Genomic DNA, 19,779 nt, shown 5'->3' on the forward strand with positions numbered 1-19,779 from the left:
AATGGCTACCGGAGCCCCTCAATATCAAGTTCCGCGTCGCCACAGGACAACCATTGCGAGAGCGTGTCAATCACATCCGCAACATTTTGCCTGCCTTTTCCTTTCAGGGCACATTCCCACACGGTTGCTACGCGCCAGTCCGCTGCCTGCAGGGCAGCAAAGTTCTTCTGATCCCGCGCCACATTCCCGCCGATCTTGTTGCGCCAGAACTCTTCGCGCGTTTTTGGCCATTTGAACAGCGGGCATTGATGACCATGCCAGAAGCACCCGTTTACAAAGATCACGGCCTGATATTTTGGCAGCACCAGATCCGGCCGGCCGGGCAGTTTTCGGCCGTGCAGGCGATAGCGAAATCCCCGGGCGTGAAGCCCGCGACGGATGATCAGTTCCGGTTTCGTATCCTCACCCCGGATTGCCGCCATGTTGCGGCTGCGGGTTTGCCGGTCGTGGACGTCAGCCAGCTTTGCGAACAGGTGCCGTCCCCTGCCCTTCCAGGATTGCGCGCACATGCGGCTCCATAATCCGCGCTACTTCGGCAAATACCGGCACAGCGACTGAGTTCCCGAACTGCTTATAGGCCTGGGTGTCAGAAACCGGGATCCGAAAATCTTCCGGATAGCCCATCAGACGGGCACATTCGCGCGGGGTCAGACGGCGGGGATTATTGCCGTCACCCCGGCTCACGAGGATTTCCGATCCGTCCTTGTAGTAGCGGGCGGACAGGGTTCTGGCGATGCTGTCGCCATCCACCAGACCAAAGCCAAACCCGTTGCCTTTGGCTTTGTGTTTCGCGGCATAGTCCTGCAGGTATTTCCAGAGTTTGTCGGTCAGAGTGTATTTGTCGCTAACGGTCGCGTCATTGCCCAGAGTGTAGTGCCCTTCCGGGTTTTCAATGCCGTTTTCCGGATGCAGGATATCACGCATCCGGCGCGCGCCCCGGACCGGTAAAGCAACATCATCAAAGCTGAACGATACCTCCTCACGGAATCCCACAATAACGATCCGCTCCCGGTGTTGGGGCACGAAATGGGCTGCATCAATCACCCGGGGGTCAGGCACGTAATAGCCCAGCTCATCCCGGAGTTTCCGCATGATGACTTCAAAGGTCCGGCCTTTGTCGTGGCTGCGCAGGTTTTTCACGTTTTCCAGCATGAAGGCCGCCGGACGGTGATGTTTCAGGATCCGCAGCACATCGAAGAATAGTGTGCCCTGCGTTTCATCGTCAAAGCCATGAGCGCGGCCCAGTGCATTCTTTTTTGACACCCCTGCAATCGAAAACGGCTGGCAGGGAAAGCCAGCAACCAGAACGTCATGTTCCGGGATCTCTTCGGCCTCGATTTCCGTGATGTCGCCCGCGATGGGGCGGTTATCTGCGAAATTGGCGTCATAGGTCTGTTGGGCGTATTTATCCCACTCCGACGTAAATACGCAGCGGCCACCGGCGCTCTCCATTGCCTTTCTCAGGCCACCGATACCGGCAAACAGATCGATGAATGAAAATGCGGCGCCGGATGTATCAGGCTGGCGCGCCTCGGCCTCCATCCGCAGGAGGTTCATGACGCCCTCACGCGGGGTTTCCTCTCCGCGTTTCCAGCGATAGATGTGACTTTCCGAATAACCCAGGATTTCCGCGGCCTCAGAAACCGAATGGCCGGTTTTCTGCAACAACAATTCAAATTCGGTCATTCAGCTCGCCCTCTGCTCCCGCGCTTCAGGTTTCGCGGGGAATTTTTTTGTCACTATGGCGACCAGAGTCCCGCGAAGCAAGAACATTCTGGAAACATTGGAGTGAATCTGAAGTTAACGCAGGTTGGGACCTGAATATCACCAGGATGCTCAGCGCGTTTTTCGATACACTTGAAGGTGGTGCAGAATTCGCAGCAATACTAAGGCTAAGTCATCAATTTACAGCGCGTGATTGTGAGACACAAACTGCAGACTAGTCCGAGGTCTGAACGATCATGAATTGCACGTCGAAAACCCTGGCAGCAATGTCAGCCGCTTCGCGTAAAGTTTCCGCGGAATCATCAAGTTCCTTAGGTGCCCGAATTTGTACGGGCTGGGAAACCGACGGCAGTTCAGACGAAGGTTTGTCCTCGTCTGCAACCTGATCCTCTAAAAACTGACCTGACAAGGAATCTGACACAGGCTGGTCGTCTTCACCAAGAGATGCCCGTTCCTTACGCCTTTTTTCCTCTCCCAAGCGTCTTTGAGCTTCAGCGGTCTGCCGGCCTCGGCTCTCCGCCCGTCTGAGATCCTCGACAATACTCGGCAGACGATCCTTCAAAGGCGCTTTTTCGCTCTCAAGAGCTTCCAACAGCTTTCCATTCATATCGGAACTGCTCAGTGCTGTGATGTTTTCAGGTTCAGAACACCGCCATGTACTGAACTGATCAAATGCAATGTTATGAGGCATGTCATCCAGTGTACCTATGGCCCGTGGGGTCACAAAAATTGACCGGTGAGCGACCTCAGAGGACGCCCACGCTGCATTGATTTCTTCCGGTTTATAAAACCTCGGTGCCGCGTAGAATACCAGGTTGGTTCCGTCATCAAGGTCCAGCAGCATTTCATGCTGATCAGAGACTGATGCCGGTGTTACCGGAAACCTGTAGTATGGAATACGAAGCCTTCCACCAACATCCCTGACCGCCTTATACTCTTTTGCCGAACGACGCGTCATATAGTCAGAGCGTTTGAACTGGATATAGAGCGGAATTCCCGGGGCGTCGAGCTTTACATCATAGCCGCCACCCGGCTTCCCTTCTTCGATAAGGCTTGGAAAAATCGGAGCTGCTCTCAGGTTTACCCAGCCAACCAGCTCATTGGTCAGTGCAAACCCATAAGAAAATTCCGATATATCTGATTTCATTGTTGGCCCAACGCGAATGCTTTGGTTGCAAAGGAAAATCCGAAAGCTGGCAGTAGCACTTCACAGCCTAGGGAGCGCGTTAATACTCTCGTTCTTTTGCGCCACTGGCCAGAACAGCAATGCCCCCGACCAACACGGCACCTGCCAGAAGTTTCAGGAAAGTCGGATTTTCCGAAATGCTGTTTACAAGCCCCACCCCTACTGTGGCCCCGACCACACCCGCTCTGACCTGAGAGGACTTTACTTCATGACCTGTCACGAAAGCTACAAAGTGTTCACAGTTTCCGGTTAGCGCCGAGTACTCCCAGGAATCAATGTGTGATCTGGCTCTTGCCAGGATTTCAGGTACCGGGAACTTTGGGTAAAGCTCTGCAACAATCGTCTTTCGATCGCCGACGACCACGTCCCAAGGCTCTTCGCGGACTGTCTTGTTACGTCTTGTTGCCGAGATAAGTTTTGGCTTTCCGAACTGGCAATACTGGTCAGTCACAATAGACCAATGCTGGTAGGTTCCCATTTGCGTCGCAACGACATCTCCGGGCTTTACTATCTGGTGCTTCACTTCTGTATCTTTCTTTTTTTGTTATCTTGAATTGCGCGATGCACAATTTGGCGTGTCGAAGCTTGATTTCTGATCCAGCTCTGCTTGCAACCTACTAACCGTTCACCGGAGAAAAAGTGACGGGACAACCATTCGGCACACTTTTTAAGGATGCGGCATCAAAGCAACACACGATTTACGTGCTTGGCACAGCTTCATTATCCGTGCAGTCCACAAGCGGGTAACGCTTTGTCGACACTATGCAGAATTCGCTCGACTTCCATGGCCCGACAAGCCGTACTGCAGCCATGGACGACGCAACCCGGGAACAGCTCAGTTTTGTATTTGCGAAGCTGACGGGCAATCTGGAGGATGCGGCCTCGCTGGCCCTGAAGGGCCAGCACCCGCAGATAAGTGCGGAAGAGGCCGAAGAGCTGATACGGTCCATTCAGGCCCTGCTGAGCCACGCTGACGCCCGCATACGGGCCATAGAGCGACTGGCTGGCAGATATCGCTGATAGCCGGTCGACACCGCTTCGAAGTCCCCGGAGACTAGTTCGACAGGGGCGACGGGTATAACACCGCCGCCCCTGATCCGGGTCGTGTCTGAACGTTAAAATCAGTAGCGTAACTTTTCAGCTGGTATAAGCAGATGTGCGTCTGGCACCGCGGACATCGACCCCCATTTTTCCAGCCTTGCGAGTATCTCTTCGCGGCGCTGTTTGTCCTGGTTTTCTCTGGCATCCATTTCCGGCTGCACCTCCAGCATGATGTTGATCGCTTTGATCAGGGACGGCACATGACCCTTGAGACCTTTTTTACAGAGCGCCAGGTAAGCAGCTTCATATCCGTCCAGCGACACAGTCCGGCCATCCGGTGTGCGGGCTGCAACAGGCTCCGACAGGATCGCTGCAGCATCTTTCACCAGATCGGAACGGGTCTTCGGCCGACCTTTCGGATTGCCGGACTGACCTTTTTTCCACTGGCCGGATTTCGGAGGTTTGCCATATCCAATGTCGTAGGTTTCAGTCATTGCCACCTCCATCATCGATAACATTGACACCCATCTTCCGGAACGCGTTCAGGATCCGCTGCTTCTTCTCCTGCGGATCAAACTCAGTGGCCTGGGCGGCACCTGCTTCTTCAAGGATACGCCGCTGCAGGTCCATAGCGCGCCGGTCACCCGACAGTGCCAGTTCCCGCAGTTTGCGGATCAGAGCTTCACTGATGGGCATCTGTTTCTCGGCACCCTTCGGCCTGACTTTGCGCTTCAGCACTTTCTGCGTGAGAGACAGAATATCATCCTGTTTTTTGGGCCGGCCTTTTGGATTTCCGGATTTACCCTTTTTGAAGCGGCTGTGTTCAGGCGGGCGCATATAGCCCACCTGAGTTTTGGTCTGGCCACTCATTCTGCAGCCTCCATGGCAGGAGCCATTGCCTCTTCAGCGCGATGAGCGGCCATCTCGGCAAATGTCTCACCGGTGGCCTCCAGAACGGCTTGCTGCCCTGTCTGCGCCATAAAGCGGCGGCAGACAACGTCGCAATAGATAGGGTCGAGTTCCACCAGGCGGGCTCTACGGCCACAGCGCTCCGCAGCTATCAGGGTCGTGCCGGAGCCGCCAAAGCCATCCAGCACGATATCACCACGCCGTGTGACATCTCTGATCGCATCCGCCACCAGCGCCACTGGCTTAACAGTCGGGTGCAGTTCCAGATCTTTCTGATTGTCACCAAAGCTGTTCACACCGGGATAATCCCAGACATTCGTCCGGTATCTGCCTTTCTCACCGAGGCCGAAGGTATTGAGATGGGGAGCAGTTCCGACTTTCCAGGCATAAATCAGTTCGTGTCGTGACCGATAAAACGTACCCATACCGCCATTGGTCTTGGCCCAGACAATCAGATTTTTCAGCTCTGAATAGGTTTTGGATCCGGCCACCTGCAGTTCCGGCATGTGACGCCAGTCCATGCAGACAAAGTGAATGGCACCGTCAACGCTGACACCCGCCATAGCGCCGAGCGACGCTTCCAGGAAGGCTGTAAAGGCACTGGCATCCATCTCACCGGCAGCCATAGCAAACTCACGGTGTTTCACGGCACCCGAGCCGCAGACGTGGCCATCTATTTTGACGTTGTAGGGTGGATCGGTAAACACAGCGCGCGCACGATCGTCGCCCATCAGCCGTGCATATGTCTCGGGATCACGTGCATCGCCACAGATCAGTCTGTGCGTGCCAAGAATCCAGACATCACCGGGCTTCGTTATTGCCTGCTCTGCAGCAGGTTCCGGCACCTTATCAGCCGGGTCCGCTGTTTCTTCATCATCGTCATCCAGCAGCAGATCCAGTTCGGCCGTTTTAAAGCCGGTGATTTCCAGATCGAAATCCAGCTCCAGCTCTTCCAGCGCCTGGAATTCGATTTTCAGGATATCACGATCCCAGCCGGCCAGTTCAGCCAGCCTGTTGTCAGCAATGAAATAGGCACGTCGCTCTGCGTCCGACAAATGCGCCAGTTCAACCGTCGGCACCTCAGCGGTGCCAAGTCGCTTAGCTGCAGCGACGCGACCATGGCCGGCAATGATGCCGCCATTTTCGTCGATCAATACAGGATTGGTAAAGCCAAACTGTCGGATCGACGCTGCGATCTGATCAATCTGCTTGTCACTGTGCGTCCGGGCATTGCCGGCATAGGGGATCAGATCATCCGTTTTGCGATAGACGATCTTCAGCCGGGTTTCTTCCGGCAGAGATTTAATGTCAGCCATTATGGGGCCTTTCAATTGCGCGCAGCCGGCTCGCCCTGACAGAGATCAGATCCCCGTTCGGGGAACCGGTCTGCGCTGTTTCAGGAAGAGGCCGGATCAACAGATCCCTGCGAAGGGCCGGAATCTCCCGGCACAAGATCGGCAGGCCCCTCCACCGATCACTTCGCTTTGCGTGTGAACAAGCTAATAAAGTATGCGCTTGTTCAGGTCAGGCTGTTTAGCGCAGCTTCGGATAGTACATGTTTCCACGCGCGTCACAGAAGCCACCATTGATCTTGAATTCGGTGTTCAGCTGCGTTTCCCTCTGGCCACGCACATCAAGATCCAGGATCTCCGGCGACCAGTTTCCGAGACGGGCAAAGCGGATCATGCCAATACTCAGCAGGCGCCTTTCCTGCTCGGTCATCCACTGAAGTGGAACAGTCGGAATCGTCGAATACCTGAGTCTTATTGCCGCCTTCACACTACCAGGTCCCCAGATAATGGAGTCCCGGCCATCTGTCACAACTGGCAGAGCAAAACCAAATTTACGGATCGTATCAGCGATCACTTTCATCTGCTCGCCGCTGTGAAGCGGCATGTATTCGCGACCATAATCCACAAGTTTCTTTGGAGAAACCTGCTCTGTTTTCCACCGGCTTGTCACCGGCATTTTCGGAACCTGCAGTTCCAGTTTTGACGCATGCATCAGAGTACTCCTCACACACCATTTGCCTCCGGACCATCCGGCGGCTTCGAAATTTCATGCGGTGATAGTCACCGCTTAACTCCGTTGATGCGTAAGCAGCCTCATAGGCGCTTACGGAATTGCCGGGTCTGAGCCCGACATCCGGCAAGTTCAGCAAACCAGCCAGCTTCCGTTGGCAGGCAAGATCACCCGGTGGATGCGTCTTGCTGAACACCAGAAAGGAAAGTTCGGTGGAAATTTCAAGAACTTTTTTTGGTAGAGATGCCAGAATTATAAATGGCTTATACAAAAAATGATATTCAGGCCGGTTTCGCCGTGATTTCGCACCGGGCAAACGGTTCACCGGGGCGCTACCGCGGCCTCTCAACCCTGACGTGATTCGGCTTCGGCTCAGTCCAGTAGCTCGCCGCAGGGTACGCCCAGCGCAACAGCTATCTTGTCCACCACTTCTATCGTGGGATTTCTGGCCCCGCGTTCGAGATCACTGATGTAGGTTCTGTGGATGCCGGACTGATGCGCGAGCTCTTCCTGCGACCAGTCTTTCGACCGGCGCAGACGCCGCATGTTTCCACTGAGACGGTCACGAACATCCATGACACCCAAAGGCACGGGATGTCGCCGATCCGTCTACAGACGATCAGTGACATTATGTGTTGACTTCCACCCTTCAGAAAGCATTTGTCGATGTCACTGATCGACGACAAGGGAATTGATATGCTGAATTCAGAAACAACAGCCATGGAACCCCAGACAGGCATTGATGAACTGACAAAGCAACTTGCAGACTACATCATCGAAACCGGGCTGAAGCCGCTGCCCCTGCCCGCGGAGTTCTTCTACGCCTCCCTGCCCCTTTGTGTAATCGATGCGGTGTTTTCGATTGGCGTCACATACACCTCTACCGCAAACACGGTGGCCCGGTTTTGCGAACGCCAGGGCTGGACGATGTCGTTGGCGCCGGATGCGCCTCGCTCAACCGGCGAGCACACCATCAGTGAGTTTCTGGCGCTGTTTGATGGCCTGACGGCGGAGCAGATGGCTGATGACCTCTTCGGCAATCGGCAGCGTACATCGACCCGCTCAGGCATTCTGAAGGCCGAAGCAGTTCGCCAGTATGCTGAAGCATTGCAGGCAAACGGTATCGAAGATTTTGGGGACATGACCGAAACCCGTCTTACAATGATCAAAAAGCAGGTCCGCGATATCCCGGGCCAGGGCAGCGGAATCTCATTCGACTACTTTCGGATGCTCGCAGGCAATGACAACCTGATCAAGCCAGATCGGATGGTTCAGCGCTACGTCGCTAAGGCGTTGAAAATGAAACCTGAGCATGTCACGCCAGAGTTCGCCAGAGCAGTGTTACAGAATGCGATTCTCGTGCTGACTGAGCGAGGGTGCAACTGGTCTCCACGGCAATTGGATTACGCGATCTGGCACTGGGAAAGTACGCGTTGACGCAACTGACCCTGCTCGTCAGCTAAAGTCTTTTTTCATAGTCACCGAGAACCGCAACCAGACATTCAAAATAGCACGTTGAATGTCAGGTTCTTAAGCCCCGAGCAGACGTTGCCGTGCGGAAATACTGCAGTGGCATTCATCAGATCGCAGCCCTTCCCGGAAATTCATCTACGTTCATCCAGCACGAGGTCGATCATACATGAGAGGTGGAGATTTGCCGTTCGCTGTGAGCCCGAAAGAAGGTGTTCAACCATCGAAGCATACTGTCCACAGCCCAATATTGAAACACAGCCAGGATGCATGCTCGATGTCATTTCAATATTGCATCCACAACCCATTGCCTGCTCTAAGGAACTGAACATAAGTCCATAATTTTAGTGGAAAATTCGAGGTGAATACGATGATTACATATAACGAAGCATTAGCGCTGCTTAGCACTGCTACCGCTGGTAACGCTTTGGAGTTCAAAGACGGCCAATGGACCGCCATCGATGCAATTGTAAATAGCCAGCAGCGGGTTCTCTTGGTTCAACGAACCGGGTGGGGTAAGAGCATGGTCTATTTTCTAGCAACTCGGATCCTACGAGATTCTGGTGCAGGCACGACGATCATAATTTCTCCATTGCTTGCCCTAATGCGCAACCAAGTAGAGGCCGCCGAACGCCTTGGTCTTTGCGCCGCTACAATACACTCAAAAAACACAGATGAATGGGACGGGATCATAAACCGCGTCCTCGCCAATGAAGTTGACTTACTACTTGTCGCACCCGAACGACTCTCAAATGAGAAATTCATGGATCAATGCTTGTTGAAAATTTCTGACAGGGTTCGCTTTTTGGTGATAGACGAGGCGCATTGCATCTCTGACTGGGGGCATGATTTTCGACCTGACTATCAAAGAGTTGATCGGATTTTGGCACAGCTTCCCTCCAATGTCGCGGTACTCGCTACAACCGCAACGGCGAACGAAAGAGTGGTCAATGATGTACTGGAGCAAATGGGCGCAAATACGCAATTGCAGCGGGGTCCATTAACAAGGTCCACACTTGGATTGCAGACTGTCATACTGCCTGATCTTGCTGCGAGACTCGCTTGGCTATCTCAGGCTCTTCATGAAATTAAGGGCAATGGTATCGTTTACGCTCTCACCAAGCGCGACGTAAACCGCGTCACCGATTGGTTGATATCACAAGGCATTGATGCGCACGCGTATCACGGTGGCACTGGAAACGCTGAAGTAGATCGCAGTCGCGAAGAATTGGAAGGAATGCTTCTAAGGAACGAAATGAAAGTTCTGGTTGCCACCAATGCACTAGGTATGGGGTTTGATAAACCGGATCTGAGTTTTGTTATTCATTTTCAGGCACCGCAATCAATTGTTCACTACTACCAACAAGTAGGCCGCGCGGGTCGAGGGATTGAAAATGCAGTAGGTGTATTAATGCGCGGCGCCGAGGATCATGAAATTAATAACCACTTCATAGAAAAATCATTTCCTCCGCAGTGGCAAGTTGAGAAAATTCTAGATGTCCTGGATGCGGCAGATGGAGGCATCTCAGAGACCAAACTGACTGATTTAGTTAATCTAAAGCCGTCTCAAATAAAACAAATTCTCAAAATGCTATCAGTCGTCAACAATGGATTGGTGGCGAAAAATGGTACACTTTGGTACCGAACCATACACGAATATCAACCAGACCAAGAGAACGAGAGACGGCTCATTAGTCAGCGCAAAGAAGAGTGGAAGAGTGTTCTTGCTTATCTCGAAACAGACCGATGCTTAATGCGGTTTCTTGGTGAAGCGCTCGATGATCCCGCTGCCGCAGATTGCGGTAGATGCGCGAACTGCCTTAAAAGTCCTTTAATCGAAATTAAAGTAGACGAGGAAATCGTTGCGGAGGCAAGTCGCTTCATCAAGCGCAGCGATGTAGTTCTCATGCCCCGGAAAAAATGGCAGGCGAACGCGTTTCCCGATTATGCTTGGAAGGGAATCATTCCGGAAGAGCTTCGTTGCGAAGAGGGGCGCGCGTTGTCTACTTGGAAAGATGGCGGTTGGGGTACTGAAGTTGATGACTGCAAACAAAGTGGTTTTTTTTCTGACGCTCTTGTTGACGCATGCGTAGAGCTCGTCAAAGAACGATGGATGCCACAGCCTTATCCAGTTTGGATAACATGTGTACCGTCTCTTCGCAGCGAAGCCTTAGTCCCCAATTTTGCCCAACGCCTGGCTCATGCGCTTGACATTCCCTTTAGCCCTGCGGTCACAAAAATCAGGGAAACTGAACGTCAGATAACGATGATGAATAGTTCACAGCAAGCAAGTAATCTGGATGGGGCGTTTCATGTTAACAAAGACCTTATAGGATCGGGGGCAACACTATTGATAGACGATGTAGTGGATTCGAGATGGTCTGTGACAGTAGTTGGCGCCTTACTCCGACAAGCTGGAACAGGGCCGGTGTTTCCTCTTGTTCTTGCATCAGCGTCGGCGGCGGGAGATTAAATTAGTGATGACTACCTTATCGCCAGACACACAAGCAACGCTGTTGCTAATTGGAAAATTCACAAAGGCTGCAGATGTCGAGCCACTTAGTGGTGCTGAGTATAATAAGCTGGCTATGCAACTGGTTAAGTTGAACCTACGCCCAGCCGATATGTTGCAGAAACTACCAGAGGATCTCGTTTTTGACACCGAAAGGCTTAAGGTTCTGATGGAACGGGGGACTGCTCTCGCTCTTGCGGTTGAACGTTGGTCGCAGCTTGGAATCAAGATCATTGGCAGAGGCGACGACCAGTATCCTTCTAGACTGAAGGCAAAGCTGCGGGGGCGAGCCCCCCCGATTTTATACTGTGCAGGAAACTTAGATCTACTAAAGAGTGAATCCGTTTGTGTCGTTGGCTCTCGGAATGCATCAGAAACTGGATTGAGATTCGCCAAAAACTTGGGGGCGCGTTGTGCGTCAGTAGGCCTAAACGTTGTATCTGGTGACGCCCGGGGGATCGATCGGGCTGCCATGGATAGTACAATAAACGCCGGTGGCAACGTGACAGCGGTGTTGGTCGACGCACTTGCCAAGTTGGTGCTTGCAAAGCGAAATCGTGACCCAATAAAATCGGGAAACCTCATCTTGGTTAGCCCTTACGATCCTGATTCAGGTTTCACTGTTGCAAAAGCTATGGATCGAAATAAATACATGTATGCCTTAGGATCTGCTGCAATTGTAGTCGATAGCGAGACTAAAGGCGGAACGTGGACAGGGGCAATTGAGAACCAAAAGCAACAATGGACGCAGGCTTTCGTACGTATGGACAAGCATGTTGCATTGGGTAACAAACGTCTAGTCGAGATGGGCCTTCTGCCAATTGATGGCGCTCAAGGGGAAGTTCCAGAAAACCTTAGAGAGGTTCTATTTGCAACTTACCAAAAACAATCGCCACAGCTAGATTTACGGACTTCCAAGTCCACACAATTCGCTTCAGACGTTCAGCCTTCGGAAACGTCATTGTTCAAAGTATTTCTCGATTTGCTTGAAAAATGGTTAGCAGAGGGGCCGCAAACTGACCTTGCGATAGCCGAACATTTTTGCTTGGAAATTAATCAGGTCGTTGTTTGGCTTAATAAAGCAAAAAACATGGGTGTTGTGCTGGAACTCTCAGAGCCGAAACGATTTGCTTCCAAAAATGAAATCGCACGGCCTAGCGAATAGGCGCTATCTGTACGGAATAAATGCATGCGGGATTTTTTTGCTTTGGTGAATCTGCACCACAGGAGGACGTATTTAACTCAACGGTGGTTTAAAGCCGTTCGTGCACTGTCCGGGTATATAATTACTCTGACTTTGCACAGTCCGCTTCCTGCGCAAAGCTGCCGCTTTTAGGGCTTGGTGCTGCAAACTTACCGAAGGTCTGCTTGGCAGCCTGCTCTACCGAATTTGATCAATGGCGGAAGTTCTGCTTCCCCCAACACAGTGGAAGTTGAACGACCGCTTCGGGCTGGTTATATGCCGAATGCTACCTCAGATCTCTGTGCACACACAGCGATAGGCAAACACGTGTTATCAGCAAACGCGAAGAAGCCTGCGCTGTGACCACACGGCTTAACATACCGGCCGTTAACTGCAGCCTGACGCGTCGGATTCCTGTACGACCGCGGCCAACGCAAAGATATTGGACTTATCAGGATCGACTTCCGGGTCAGTCGGAAAAGATCCGCTTAAAAGGCCCCAACGACTGATATTTGATGCCATGTTAATTTCCGGTTAGCCAGCTGGTCAGAATCAATTGTCTATTAATACCTCATTTTTGAACAGTAGTATGGTGCACTCTCTAGTTTGCTGACCAACAGCCAGAAACAATCAAAGAAAGGCCAAAAAATTTAATAAATCTGTTGTTAAGATCTTGGAGATTGTCCCTACGCATGAGACAAAATTTTCTCCTTTTCTTGATCCAAGGGCCTAGATCCCTCAAGAGTTGGGATGGCAACTCCGCACTTGAGTACTGTCCAAAATCACCGCCGAAAATCCTCCAACCCGAGACACGTCCTGTCGGCAAACGACCTAAATATCAGGATCCAGCCCAATTTGTCGGCAGCTGCTCGAAGTCAGCACAATAGGCTGCAGTCAGTCCAACACCTTTGAAAGCATCCTCGATGTTTTGGTTCTTCTTCAATGCATCATCAACGGCTTGCGATTTTGTTCCTGACGAAAGGTCTGCTATCCAAACTGGATGCCCAAAAAATCGCTCTGCAGCTTCAGACAATTTGCTTGAGAGCTCCCCATCAATCAGTTTTTCCAGCAAAACCGTATCCTCTTTTGAGTAGAAGTGATTTGCAGTGATCTTATGAAGAATTTCGCACATAATACGAAGCGAACCCTGATAGGTTAATCTTCTTATTCTCGCGCTTTCAAGATCAGCATCCCTATCTGGATCTGGCACGAAACCTTTATCAAATGCCAAATTTAGAATCTTAGTAACGTTTCTGGCCTCTCTTTCCCTGGCATCTTTCATAGCGTCGCCCTTGAAGGATGCCGCTAATGGCCTTGTATGCAAAAGGGTTTTCAAAACATTTTTTTAAACGCAGGCTCTTTTACGGAAAAATCGCTAGAGGTTGGAATTCCTTTTCGCTCTACAATTTTCATGAACGCAAGATCAGAGTCTCCTATGATGCGATCAACAACCGCAGCCTCTATGCCACTTTTTGCGCGAGTTCGATCGGCTGGATCAAGCCATGAAATGAACCCTTCCTCGGAAACTTCAGTTGAACCGATTTGATGTTCATAGGCCTCAAGCTTGCGCCTAACTTCATCGGACATCTTTGATGCCAGTTCAAACGGCGTGAGAGGTAACATCTTTATTCTAGCCTGAATCGAGTTCACGAGATGCACGGCTTCGGGCTTTTCAATGTTCAGGTAGATCTTAAATGTGCAGCTATGATTTCCATTAAGCATATGAGCAACGGTTTTGTGTTGCCCATCAAACATTAGCATCAATTTCTTATCGGAGTTGCCAGCAATTCGAATGGCTGGTTGCTCATGCAGAGGATTCTTCTTTAAATCGGCCGAGATCGCAAAAAGGTGGTTAATTTTTATTTCTCTTGGCTGAATATCAGCATCGTTTAAAATACAAGAAACCGGAAGCGTCGCAAAACAAAAAAACTGCTCCTTACCATTTACAACTTCTTTGTGGATTCGTAGCCGCTCCTCGCCCAAAGTGGTTTGGATATTTGCATATGACTGAGTATCATCGATCTGCAGATAGCATTCGGTTGGAGTTATTTCAAAGAACGCCATTGCATCCCCGAAGTGCACTTCTCCCAACTTACTCTCATAAAATCGTTTGAATTTTAGATGCGGCCTAACATCAAAACTGCTGTGATTTCTTTTGTAGCGGTTGCACTCAACATGAGCGAGGTTCAAGTTCTCGAACGCATTAGAGCCGCCTTCTCCCTCAGGGACATCGTGGTCTAATTCAATATCATCTGAGGCGCGGTTCAACTTTTCAGAGCAAAGGAAGCACTTTTGCTCCTTGTGGTTCCAGACGTAGTCTTCAATCTCAGACTTGTCTTTCTTCAGCTCTTCCGAGAGAGCCTTCTTTAGCTTAGCGGAAATTCGTAGCGCCATTCGTTCCTCGCGTATTTCTTCCTCAAACTTGTCTCGTGATTATGGACAGACAAAGCGTCTTAAAAAGAGGAAACGTTATCCCTGTTGTGTATTGGCTGCCTATAAAGCAGGGATTCGACTGAGATAACAGTCCCGTTTCGCGGACGCCCATTTAAATCGTTATCAGGCGATGCGTCAGGCGAAAGGATAGCGACTGCTGGCTAGATTTAATGCGTGCAAACTTGGCTCTGGAACCTCATGATGGCCTCATCGGACATTTAACATAATGTCACTATCAAGATGTATCGCCCACGCGTCATGAGTTCGCCAAAACTCGGCATCTTGGTTCTGCTGAAATCATAGAACTTTAGCGTTACGAGACGAAATACTCGCAGCTACCGCGAGGAATATCGCGCATGCCGTACGCGTTCCTTGAATTTTGTCCGTCTCTGTTTACCGCCGAAATTTCCCTGCAAAGACGCTAGTAATTCCCTGCTTCTGAATGTAGGGAATTCTAGGCTAAGTAGCTGAATTTCTGGGCCATTGACGCGGGCAGATCAGTACGAAGACATATAATCGACAGAATTTCCCTGCAAACTCCCTGTAATCAGGGAAATGTCAGCTCGAGAGCGGATAGCACCAGACTGCGTGCACAGCCATTTCCCATGAAACTTGCCGGTTTTGTGAATAAGAAATGTTGCGAGATCCCGCAACGTATGCGGGCACTTTCAATATGCTGCGGTTCGCGGATTCCAACTTGTCAACTTTACAGTGACTCGCACAACATGACGCGTGAAGAGAACAGCTTTAGCATTGTTCACTCCGCACCTTTAAACACAAACAACGAACTTGTGTCAGATTCTCAGCCCAACGATTTGTCTCATGCATCAATCGATTGCGCCCCCACCTCAGCCTTCAGTTTCCTTTGCGCGAGTTCTGGTCAACCACCATCTCCTAGCGAAGTAACAAATGCCTAGAATAAATGAGAAAACACCTAAATTGAGGAGGCTTTCGCTCAAGTTTTTGGAACTCTGGATCATTCGCTCACTCATTATTTTTCCAGAGCTGCGTTGAAACTTTGCCCGAACAATGTCACCTACGTTGTGAGGCTTCGGCGACGTCCACAAGTTACCCGTATACTCTACTTTCTGACCCTCGTCCGTAACCTCAAAGGTGGGCCTGTAAACACGACCTTTCTCACCGACCTGCTCGTCGATCCGAAGAACGATCGCTTGCACGTCTTTAGATTCACTTAAGAACTGCTTGGTCGACTGACTTTCCCATAAACCGATCAGTGCAAACACTGGTCCGAACACCACCGCTAGGTAGGGTACTGCCTTCAGACTGCGTATAAAAAACTCGAGAAAGCTCTTTGGTAATCTAAGCATGTTAAGCTCTTCAGTGGGTTTTAAAGATATGTGGATACCTGTCGTAACTTTGATCACTAAGTGACTTACAAGAAGTTGCGAAGCAACCAACCCCGGAACACCTCTCGAGCTTACCTCTATTATACATTTGTTTTAAAATAATTTTTATAGAATTTTAAATCCTAGCACCCCAGCCACTTTCCACGTATTTATGCCGTCCGGTTTGAATCGGAACTTGTCTGACTTGAAACACAACTTTTGTCGGCCGAGAACGCAACTTTTTGCCAAAATTGGGGAATTCATCTGGCGCTTGTCATCTCAATTGGCTTGTTATCAAGTTACAAGGAACTGCTTCGACACATGAGGTCTGATCGCACTGGATCCGGCGTTCGGGGCTGGACGCTTCGGCTTCGCTGCCATCAATTTCAATAACGACAATACGCAGAAAGTCGACTTTGCAAAGTCGAGCGGACGGCCCTACCAAACTTTAAGAAATCGATATCGATAAGATCACACACAAACGAAGGGTGGCCTGCAATAGGCCGCCCTTCGATTGTTTCATTTGCCCATAATCACTCGCGGATCGTCAGCGCTGGGTTGTGAGCGAAGAAGTTGAACGGCATGATGTGAACCGTCTTCCACTCGGTCGACATGACCGGCCAGTCTTCCATTCGCGGGATGTGGTGGAACCCTGCAGTAAACCACGACACGATGTCCTGGTGCATGAGGGGTTTGTCCTCTTTTACCCATTCGGCCAGCGTGTCCGAACCGTCACTTTGCATCGCGTATTTACCACCCGCATAGCGCTGATCGCGATCGTACACTGTCGTCCACGAGGAATACTCGATATAGGCATTTCGCTTGAACGGCGGGTCGTTTTCAAAGTCAAACGGGCCATAGGCGATCGAGCCGTGGTGAATCATCCAACCCGGGGTATGGCCCAGATAGCCTTCCGCTTGCGGGTTCGAAATATGGACGTGACGCGGTCTGGATGCGCTGAAGCGATAGCGTGCGTCCAGCTCACTATCCGGCATCACGTGCTGCCAGGTCCACATCGATTTGCGCGGGCTGTCTGCAGGCACTTCAGCCGGGATGATTTCCATCAAACCCATGTGGTTGACCGGCTGGTCGATGTCGAAGTCGATACGGAAGTTGAAATAATGATCATGGTTGGCCGCAACCAGATGCGGTGCAATCAACGTGCCGTATTTCGTATCTTCCGCAGCCGTCGCATCGTTCATCGAGGTCGAAACCACACCTTTGACTGCGTCCAGACCAGTTGCGCCGATCTTGATGAACATCTGACCGTCCTGCTTGAAACGGTAGTCGATCAAGTAGTCATAGTTCCCGACTTCCGATGCCGTCCGCACAACCAGTTCGGTTTCCGAACGACCTTCGGCCGGGACAAAATTTTCGGGTGTCTGAGCGAAGATCTCGAAGTGACGCCATGCAGGATCGCCAATGTTACGCTCAAAAATGCAGATCGCATCCGGAATTTCCAGCGGCATACCGGCGTCGTCCGCGATCACAGCGGGCAGGAAGGTCGCATATGCCGGGCAGTCAACGCCTGCGCGAAGCGGTGTCAGGAACAGGCCGAACCCGTATTCGCCACTGTCCATATAGGTCCGCCAGTACCAACCGTCAGTCGGGTCCATATAGGGGACGAACACTTCGGACAAATGCGTCTGATAAATGACCGAACGCCATTTGCCCTGATCGTTCACATCGATGTTTGAGACAACCAGACCAGCACGCTTTTCCGCGCGCAGGTTCATGCGCCAAATATCCCATTCCAGATGATTACCATCCAGCTTGTAGTTAGGTCCACCTTCCTGAGTCAGCAGCACCTTGTTGGTTTCAGGGCGCAGCTCGGCCCGTTCGGCAACCTCTTCCAGCGTGTAACCCCAGGGATCTTGCGGCAAAGGGATCGCACCGGTGTCGATGACCTCAACAACTGCCTGCTTGCCGATGTCGTAGATTGCGAACAGACCCTCGATTGGCTTTGCGTAGAAGTTTGAGCCCGTCGGGTTTTGATAGCAGGGCACCTTCATCAGACGCGTACCGTCGAATTCGGGGGTAAAGAAATTGCCCGCTGTGAGAGGCAGACAGAACGCGTCTTCATTTGTTAAACCACGTGCTTCCAAGCCCGCGATCATGTCCGGGTGGCCCAGAGCACCTTCCAGCGCACCGATAAACTCGGCGAACAGAACCATCGGCTGGCCCGAGCCCTCGATGGCAAAGTTCTCTTCGACCGTGCCTTGCGTGATATTTACGATCGCCTCGCTAAAGCCTTCGTCGGTTGTGTATTGCACCATCGCTTTACGATCCAGCGCATCCCCTACTTTCCACGCCAGAACGTCGGCCTTCGACGGCTCATGCAGGTCGATCAACGGATACAGCGTCTCATCCGTGACGGTGCCGCTGTCTTTCAGGATCGTGTTGATCTGCTGAAGCTCGTCGGGCGTTAGTCCGTCCAATGGATGCGCAAGGGCCCCACCGGCGAAGACGGCTCCCAGCGCAGTTGTGGCAAGGATATTCCTGATTTTCATCTTTTCCTCTCCTGTCTTTCTTTAGCTGAATACGACTTGGATATCGGTGTATTCGGCCAAACCTTCATCGGCGAATTCGACGCCGATCCCAGATGATTTGACCCCGCCGAACGGGGCGTTGGGTTGAATGGCGCCATGCTTGTTGATCCAGACTGATCCGCATTCCATGCGGCTGGCAACTGCCTTGGCGGCCTCAATGTCAGACGACCAGACCGAGCCACCCAGCCCATTCGGGCTGTCATTCGCAGCGGCAATCGCATCTTCCACGTCCGAGTACTTGATGATCGGCAGCGCCGGGCCGAACTGTTCTTCATCAACCAATGGGTCGCCGTTATTCAGCCCCGCAATGATCGTAGGAGGGAAGAACAACCCATCGCCCGGTGCGCCACCCAGTAGCACCCGACCACGCTGTTTCGCGTCGGCGACCAGGCGGCTGACCTTGTCAAACTGCATTTTGTTCTGGATCGGGCCGAGTATCGCATGGTCGTCCATGCCATCACCCACCGGGATATTGCGGGCAAATTCAACAAGCGCGTCGCAGACCTCGTCATGGATACTTTCATGAACATAGAGGCGCTTCATCGCGGCACAAGTCTGGCCGTTGTTAATGAACCCACCCCAGAACAGACCTTCGGCAATAGCGTGTGGGTCGGCGTCGGGCAGAACGATGCCCGCATCATTGCCGCCCAACTCGAGCGTCAGGCGTTTCATGGTTTCGGCGGCCGACGCCATGACCTTTTGCCCGGTGGTGCAAGACCCGGTAAAAACAATCTTACGGATATCGGGATGGGCTGACATCGCGCCACCGATATTATCACCGATGTCATCGCTGGTGATAACATTCACAACGCCCGCAGGCAGAACTTCATTCATAATCTGAATAAGACGCAATGTTGATAATGGCGTCTGGGGAGATGGTTTGATGACGACAGTATTGCCGGTACGCAGTGCTGGCATGATGTGCCAAATCGCAATCATCACCGGGAAATTCCAAGGTGTGATCGATCCTACAACACCAAGTGGCTTGCGATGTAACTCGACCCGTCCTTCATTGCTGTCCTGCAGAACCTTCATCGGCAAAGACAGGCCAGCAGTATATCCGGCCCAGGCCCCTGCCCCGCCCATTTCCCAGCGCGATCCCAGACCGTTCAGCGGCTTTCCCTGTTCGGCGGTAATGATTTTGGCAAGCTCATCGGAATGCTCTCCGATCTTCTGTGCCACAGCCTCGCAGGCGGATTGCAATTCTTCGTCCGATCTGGCCGACCAGCTTTCAAATGCTGTTTTTGCAGCTGCAACTGCCGTCTCCAGTTCGGCTGTCGTCGCATTGGGCGCCCGTCCTGCAACTTCACCCGTCGATGGGTTCAGCACATCAAACATGGTTGCCGTGGATATTGGCTGACCATCGATGGTCAGATCGTATTCGATCATGTCTCGTCCTCCCT

At 51.7% G+C, this 19,779-nt stretch carries 17 protein-coding genes; 4 read left to right on the top strand and 13 right to left on the bottom strand.

The window, feature by feature from the left end; all coding sequences use genetic code 11:
* Positions 1–5 precede the first annotated feature (5 nt).
* The 4 genes from GOX61_RS16645 to GOX61_RS16660 all read right to left on the bottom strand — a co-directional run bounded on the left by GOX61_RS16645 (position 6) and on the right by GOX61_RS16660 (position 3,434).
* Complete coding sequence (locus tag GOX61_RS16645) at positions 6–509, bottom strand: very short patch repair endonuclease (protein WP_367646976.1); 504 nt, start codon at positions 507–509, stop codon at positions 6–8.
* A complete protein-coding gene (gene dcm / locus GOX61_RS16650) occupies positions 454–1,686 on the bottom strand; it encodes a DNA (cytosine-5-)-methyltransferase (RefSeq protein WP_170335502.1) in 1,233 nt (410 codons plus the stop codon). The genes GOX61_RS16645 and dcm overlap by 56 nt, the downstream gene beginning before the upstream one ends.
* Before the next feature lie 253 nt (positions 1,687–1,939).
* On the bottom strand, positions 1,940–2,872 hold the full coding sequence (locus GOX61_RS16655) for a hypothetical protein (RefSeq protein ID WP_170335505.1): 933 nt from the start codon (positions 2,870–2,872) through the stop codon (positions 1,940–1,942).
* A 79-nt stretch (positions 2,873–2,951) separates the two neighbouring features.
* Positions 2,952–3,434 (bottom strand): lecithin retinol acyltransferase family protein, encoded by a 483-nt coding sequence (locus GOX61_RS16660; protein WP_170335507.1) that lies wholly within the window; start codon positions 3,432–3,434, stop codon positions 2,952–2,954.
* Positions 3,435–3,673: 239 nt separating this feature from the next.
* On the opposite strand from GOX61_RS16660, the gene GOX61_RS16665 reads away from it, so the two are divergent.
* Complete coding sequence (locus GOX61_RS16665) at positions 3,674–3,931, top strand: hypothetical protein (protein WP_170335509.1); 258 nt, start codon at positions 3,674–3,676, stop codon at positions 3,929–3,931.
* A gap of 101 nt (positions 3,932–4,032) precedes the next feature.
* On the opposite strand, the gene GOX61_RS16670 is transcribed toward GOX61_RS16665, so the two are convergent.
* The 5 genes from GOX61_RS16670 to GOX61_RS16690 form a co-directional block, all read right to left on the bottom strand.
* Positions 4,033–4,446 carry a DUF5681 domain-containing protein gene (locus GOX61_RS16670; RefSeq protein WP_170335354.1) on the bottom strand — a complete coding sequence of 138 codons (414 nt, stop codon included), beginning with the start codon at positions 4,444–4,446 and terminating at the stop codon, positions 4,033–4,035.
* Positions 4,439–4,822, bottom strand: a complete 384-nt coding sequence (locus GOX61_RS16675) for a DUF5681 domain-containing protein (RefSeq protein WP_170335511.1) — start codon at positions 4,820–4,822, stop codon at positions 4,439–4,441. Before GOX61_RS16675 ends, GOX61_RS16670 begins: the two co-directional genes overlap by 8 nt.
* Positions 4,819–6,177, bottom strand: coding sequence for a site-specific DNA-methyltransferase (locus tag GOX61_RS16680; RefSeq protein WP_170335512.1), 1,359 nt, complete (start codon positions 6,175–6,177; stop codon positions 4,819–4,821). The genes GOX61_RS16675 and GOX61_RS16680 overlap by 4 nt, the downstream gene beginning before the upstream one ends.
* A gap of 217 nt (positions 6,178–6,394) precedes the next feature.
* Positions 6,395–6,865 (bottom strand): hypothetical protein, encoded by a 471-nt coding sequence (locus GOX61_RS16685; RefSeq protein WP_170335514.1) that lies wholly within the window; start codon positions 6,863–6,865, stop codon positions 6,395–6,397.
* Between the two features lie 390 nt (positions 6,866–7,255).
* The gene (locus tag GOX61_RS16690) at positions 7,256–7,459 is read right to left on the bottom strand and encodes a helix-turn-helix domain-containing protein (protein ID WP_170335516.1); all 204 of its coding nucleotides are present in this window, start codon (positions 7,457–7,459) and stop codon (positions 7,256–7,258) included.
* Between the two features lie 90 nt (positions 7,460–7,549).
* Here GOX61_RS16690 and GOX61_RS16695 point away from each other — a divergent pair, with 90 nt between their 5' ends.
* From GOX61_RS16695 to GOX61_RS16705, 3 genes are all read left to right on the top strand, one after another.
* On the top strand, positions 7,550–8,320 hold the full coding sequence (locus GOX61_RS16695) for a hypothetical protein (RefSeq protein ID WP_170335518.1): 771 nt from the start codon (positions 7,550–7,552) through the stop codon (positions 8,318–8,320).
* A gap of 403 nt (positions 8,321–8,723) precedes the next feature.
* On the top strand, positions 8,724–10,826 hold the full coding sequence (locus tag GOX61_RS16700; protein ID WP_170335520.1) for a RecQ family ATP-dependent DNA helicase: 2,103 nt from the start codon (positions 8,724–8,726) through the stop codon (positions 10,824–10,826).
* 7 nt (positions 10,827–10,833) lie between these two features.
* Entirely contained in the window at positions 10,834–12,030 is a 1,197-nt protein-coding gene (locus GOX61_RS16705; protein WP_170335522.1) for a DNA-processing protein DprA, read from the top strand.
* An 856-nt stretch (positions 12,031–12,886) separates the two neighbouring features.
* Here the strand turns inward: GOX61_RS16705 and GOX61_RS16710 are convergent.
* From GOX61_RS16710 to GOX61_RS16725, 4 genes are all read right to left on the bottom strand, one after another.
* Positions 12,887–13,330: a hypothetical protein gene (locus GOX61_RS16710; RefSeq protein WP_170335524.1), complete on the bottom strand. Its 444-nt coding sequence runs from the start codon at positions 13,328–13,330 to the stop codon at positions 12,887–12,889.
* A gap of 50 nt (positions 13,331–13,380) precedes the next feature.
* On the bottom strand, positions 13,381–14,442 hold the full coding sequence (locus GOX61_RS16715; RefSeq protein WP_170335526.1) for an HNH endonuclease: 1,062 nt from the start codon (positions 14,440–14,442) through the stop codon (positions 13,381–13,383).
* Between the two features lie 1,918 nt (positions 14,443–16,360).
* Complete coding sequence (locus GOX61_RS16720) at positions 16,361–18,337, bottom strand: tyramine oxidase (protein ID WP_170335528.1); 1,977 nt, start codon at positions 18,335–18,337, stop codon at positions 16,361–16,363.
* A gap of 21 nt (positions 18,338–18,358) precedes the next feature.
* Positions 18,359–19,765: an aldehyde dehydrogenase family protein gene (locus tag GOX61_RS16725; RefSeq protein ID WP_170335530.1), complete on the bottom strand. Its 1,407-nt coding sequence runs from the start codon at positions 19,763–19,765 to the stop codon at positions 18,359–18,361.
* Positions 19,766–19,779: the final 14 nt, after the last annotated feature.

Source organism: Ruegeria arenilitoris, assembly GCF_013030265.1.
Classification (GTDB): Bacteria; Pseudomonadota; Alphaproteobacteria; order Rhodobacterales; family Rhodobacteraceae; genus Ruegeria; species Ruegeria arenilitoris_E.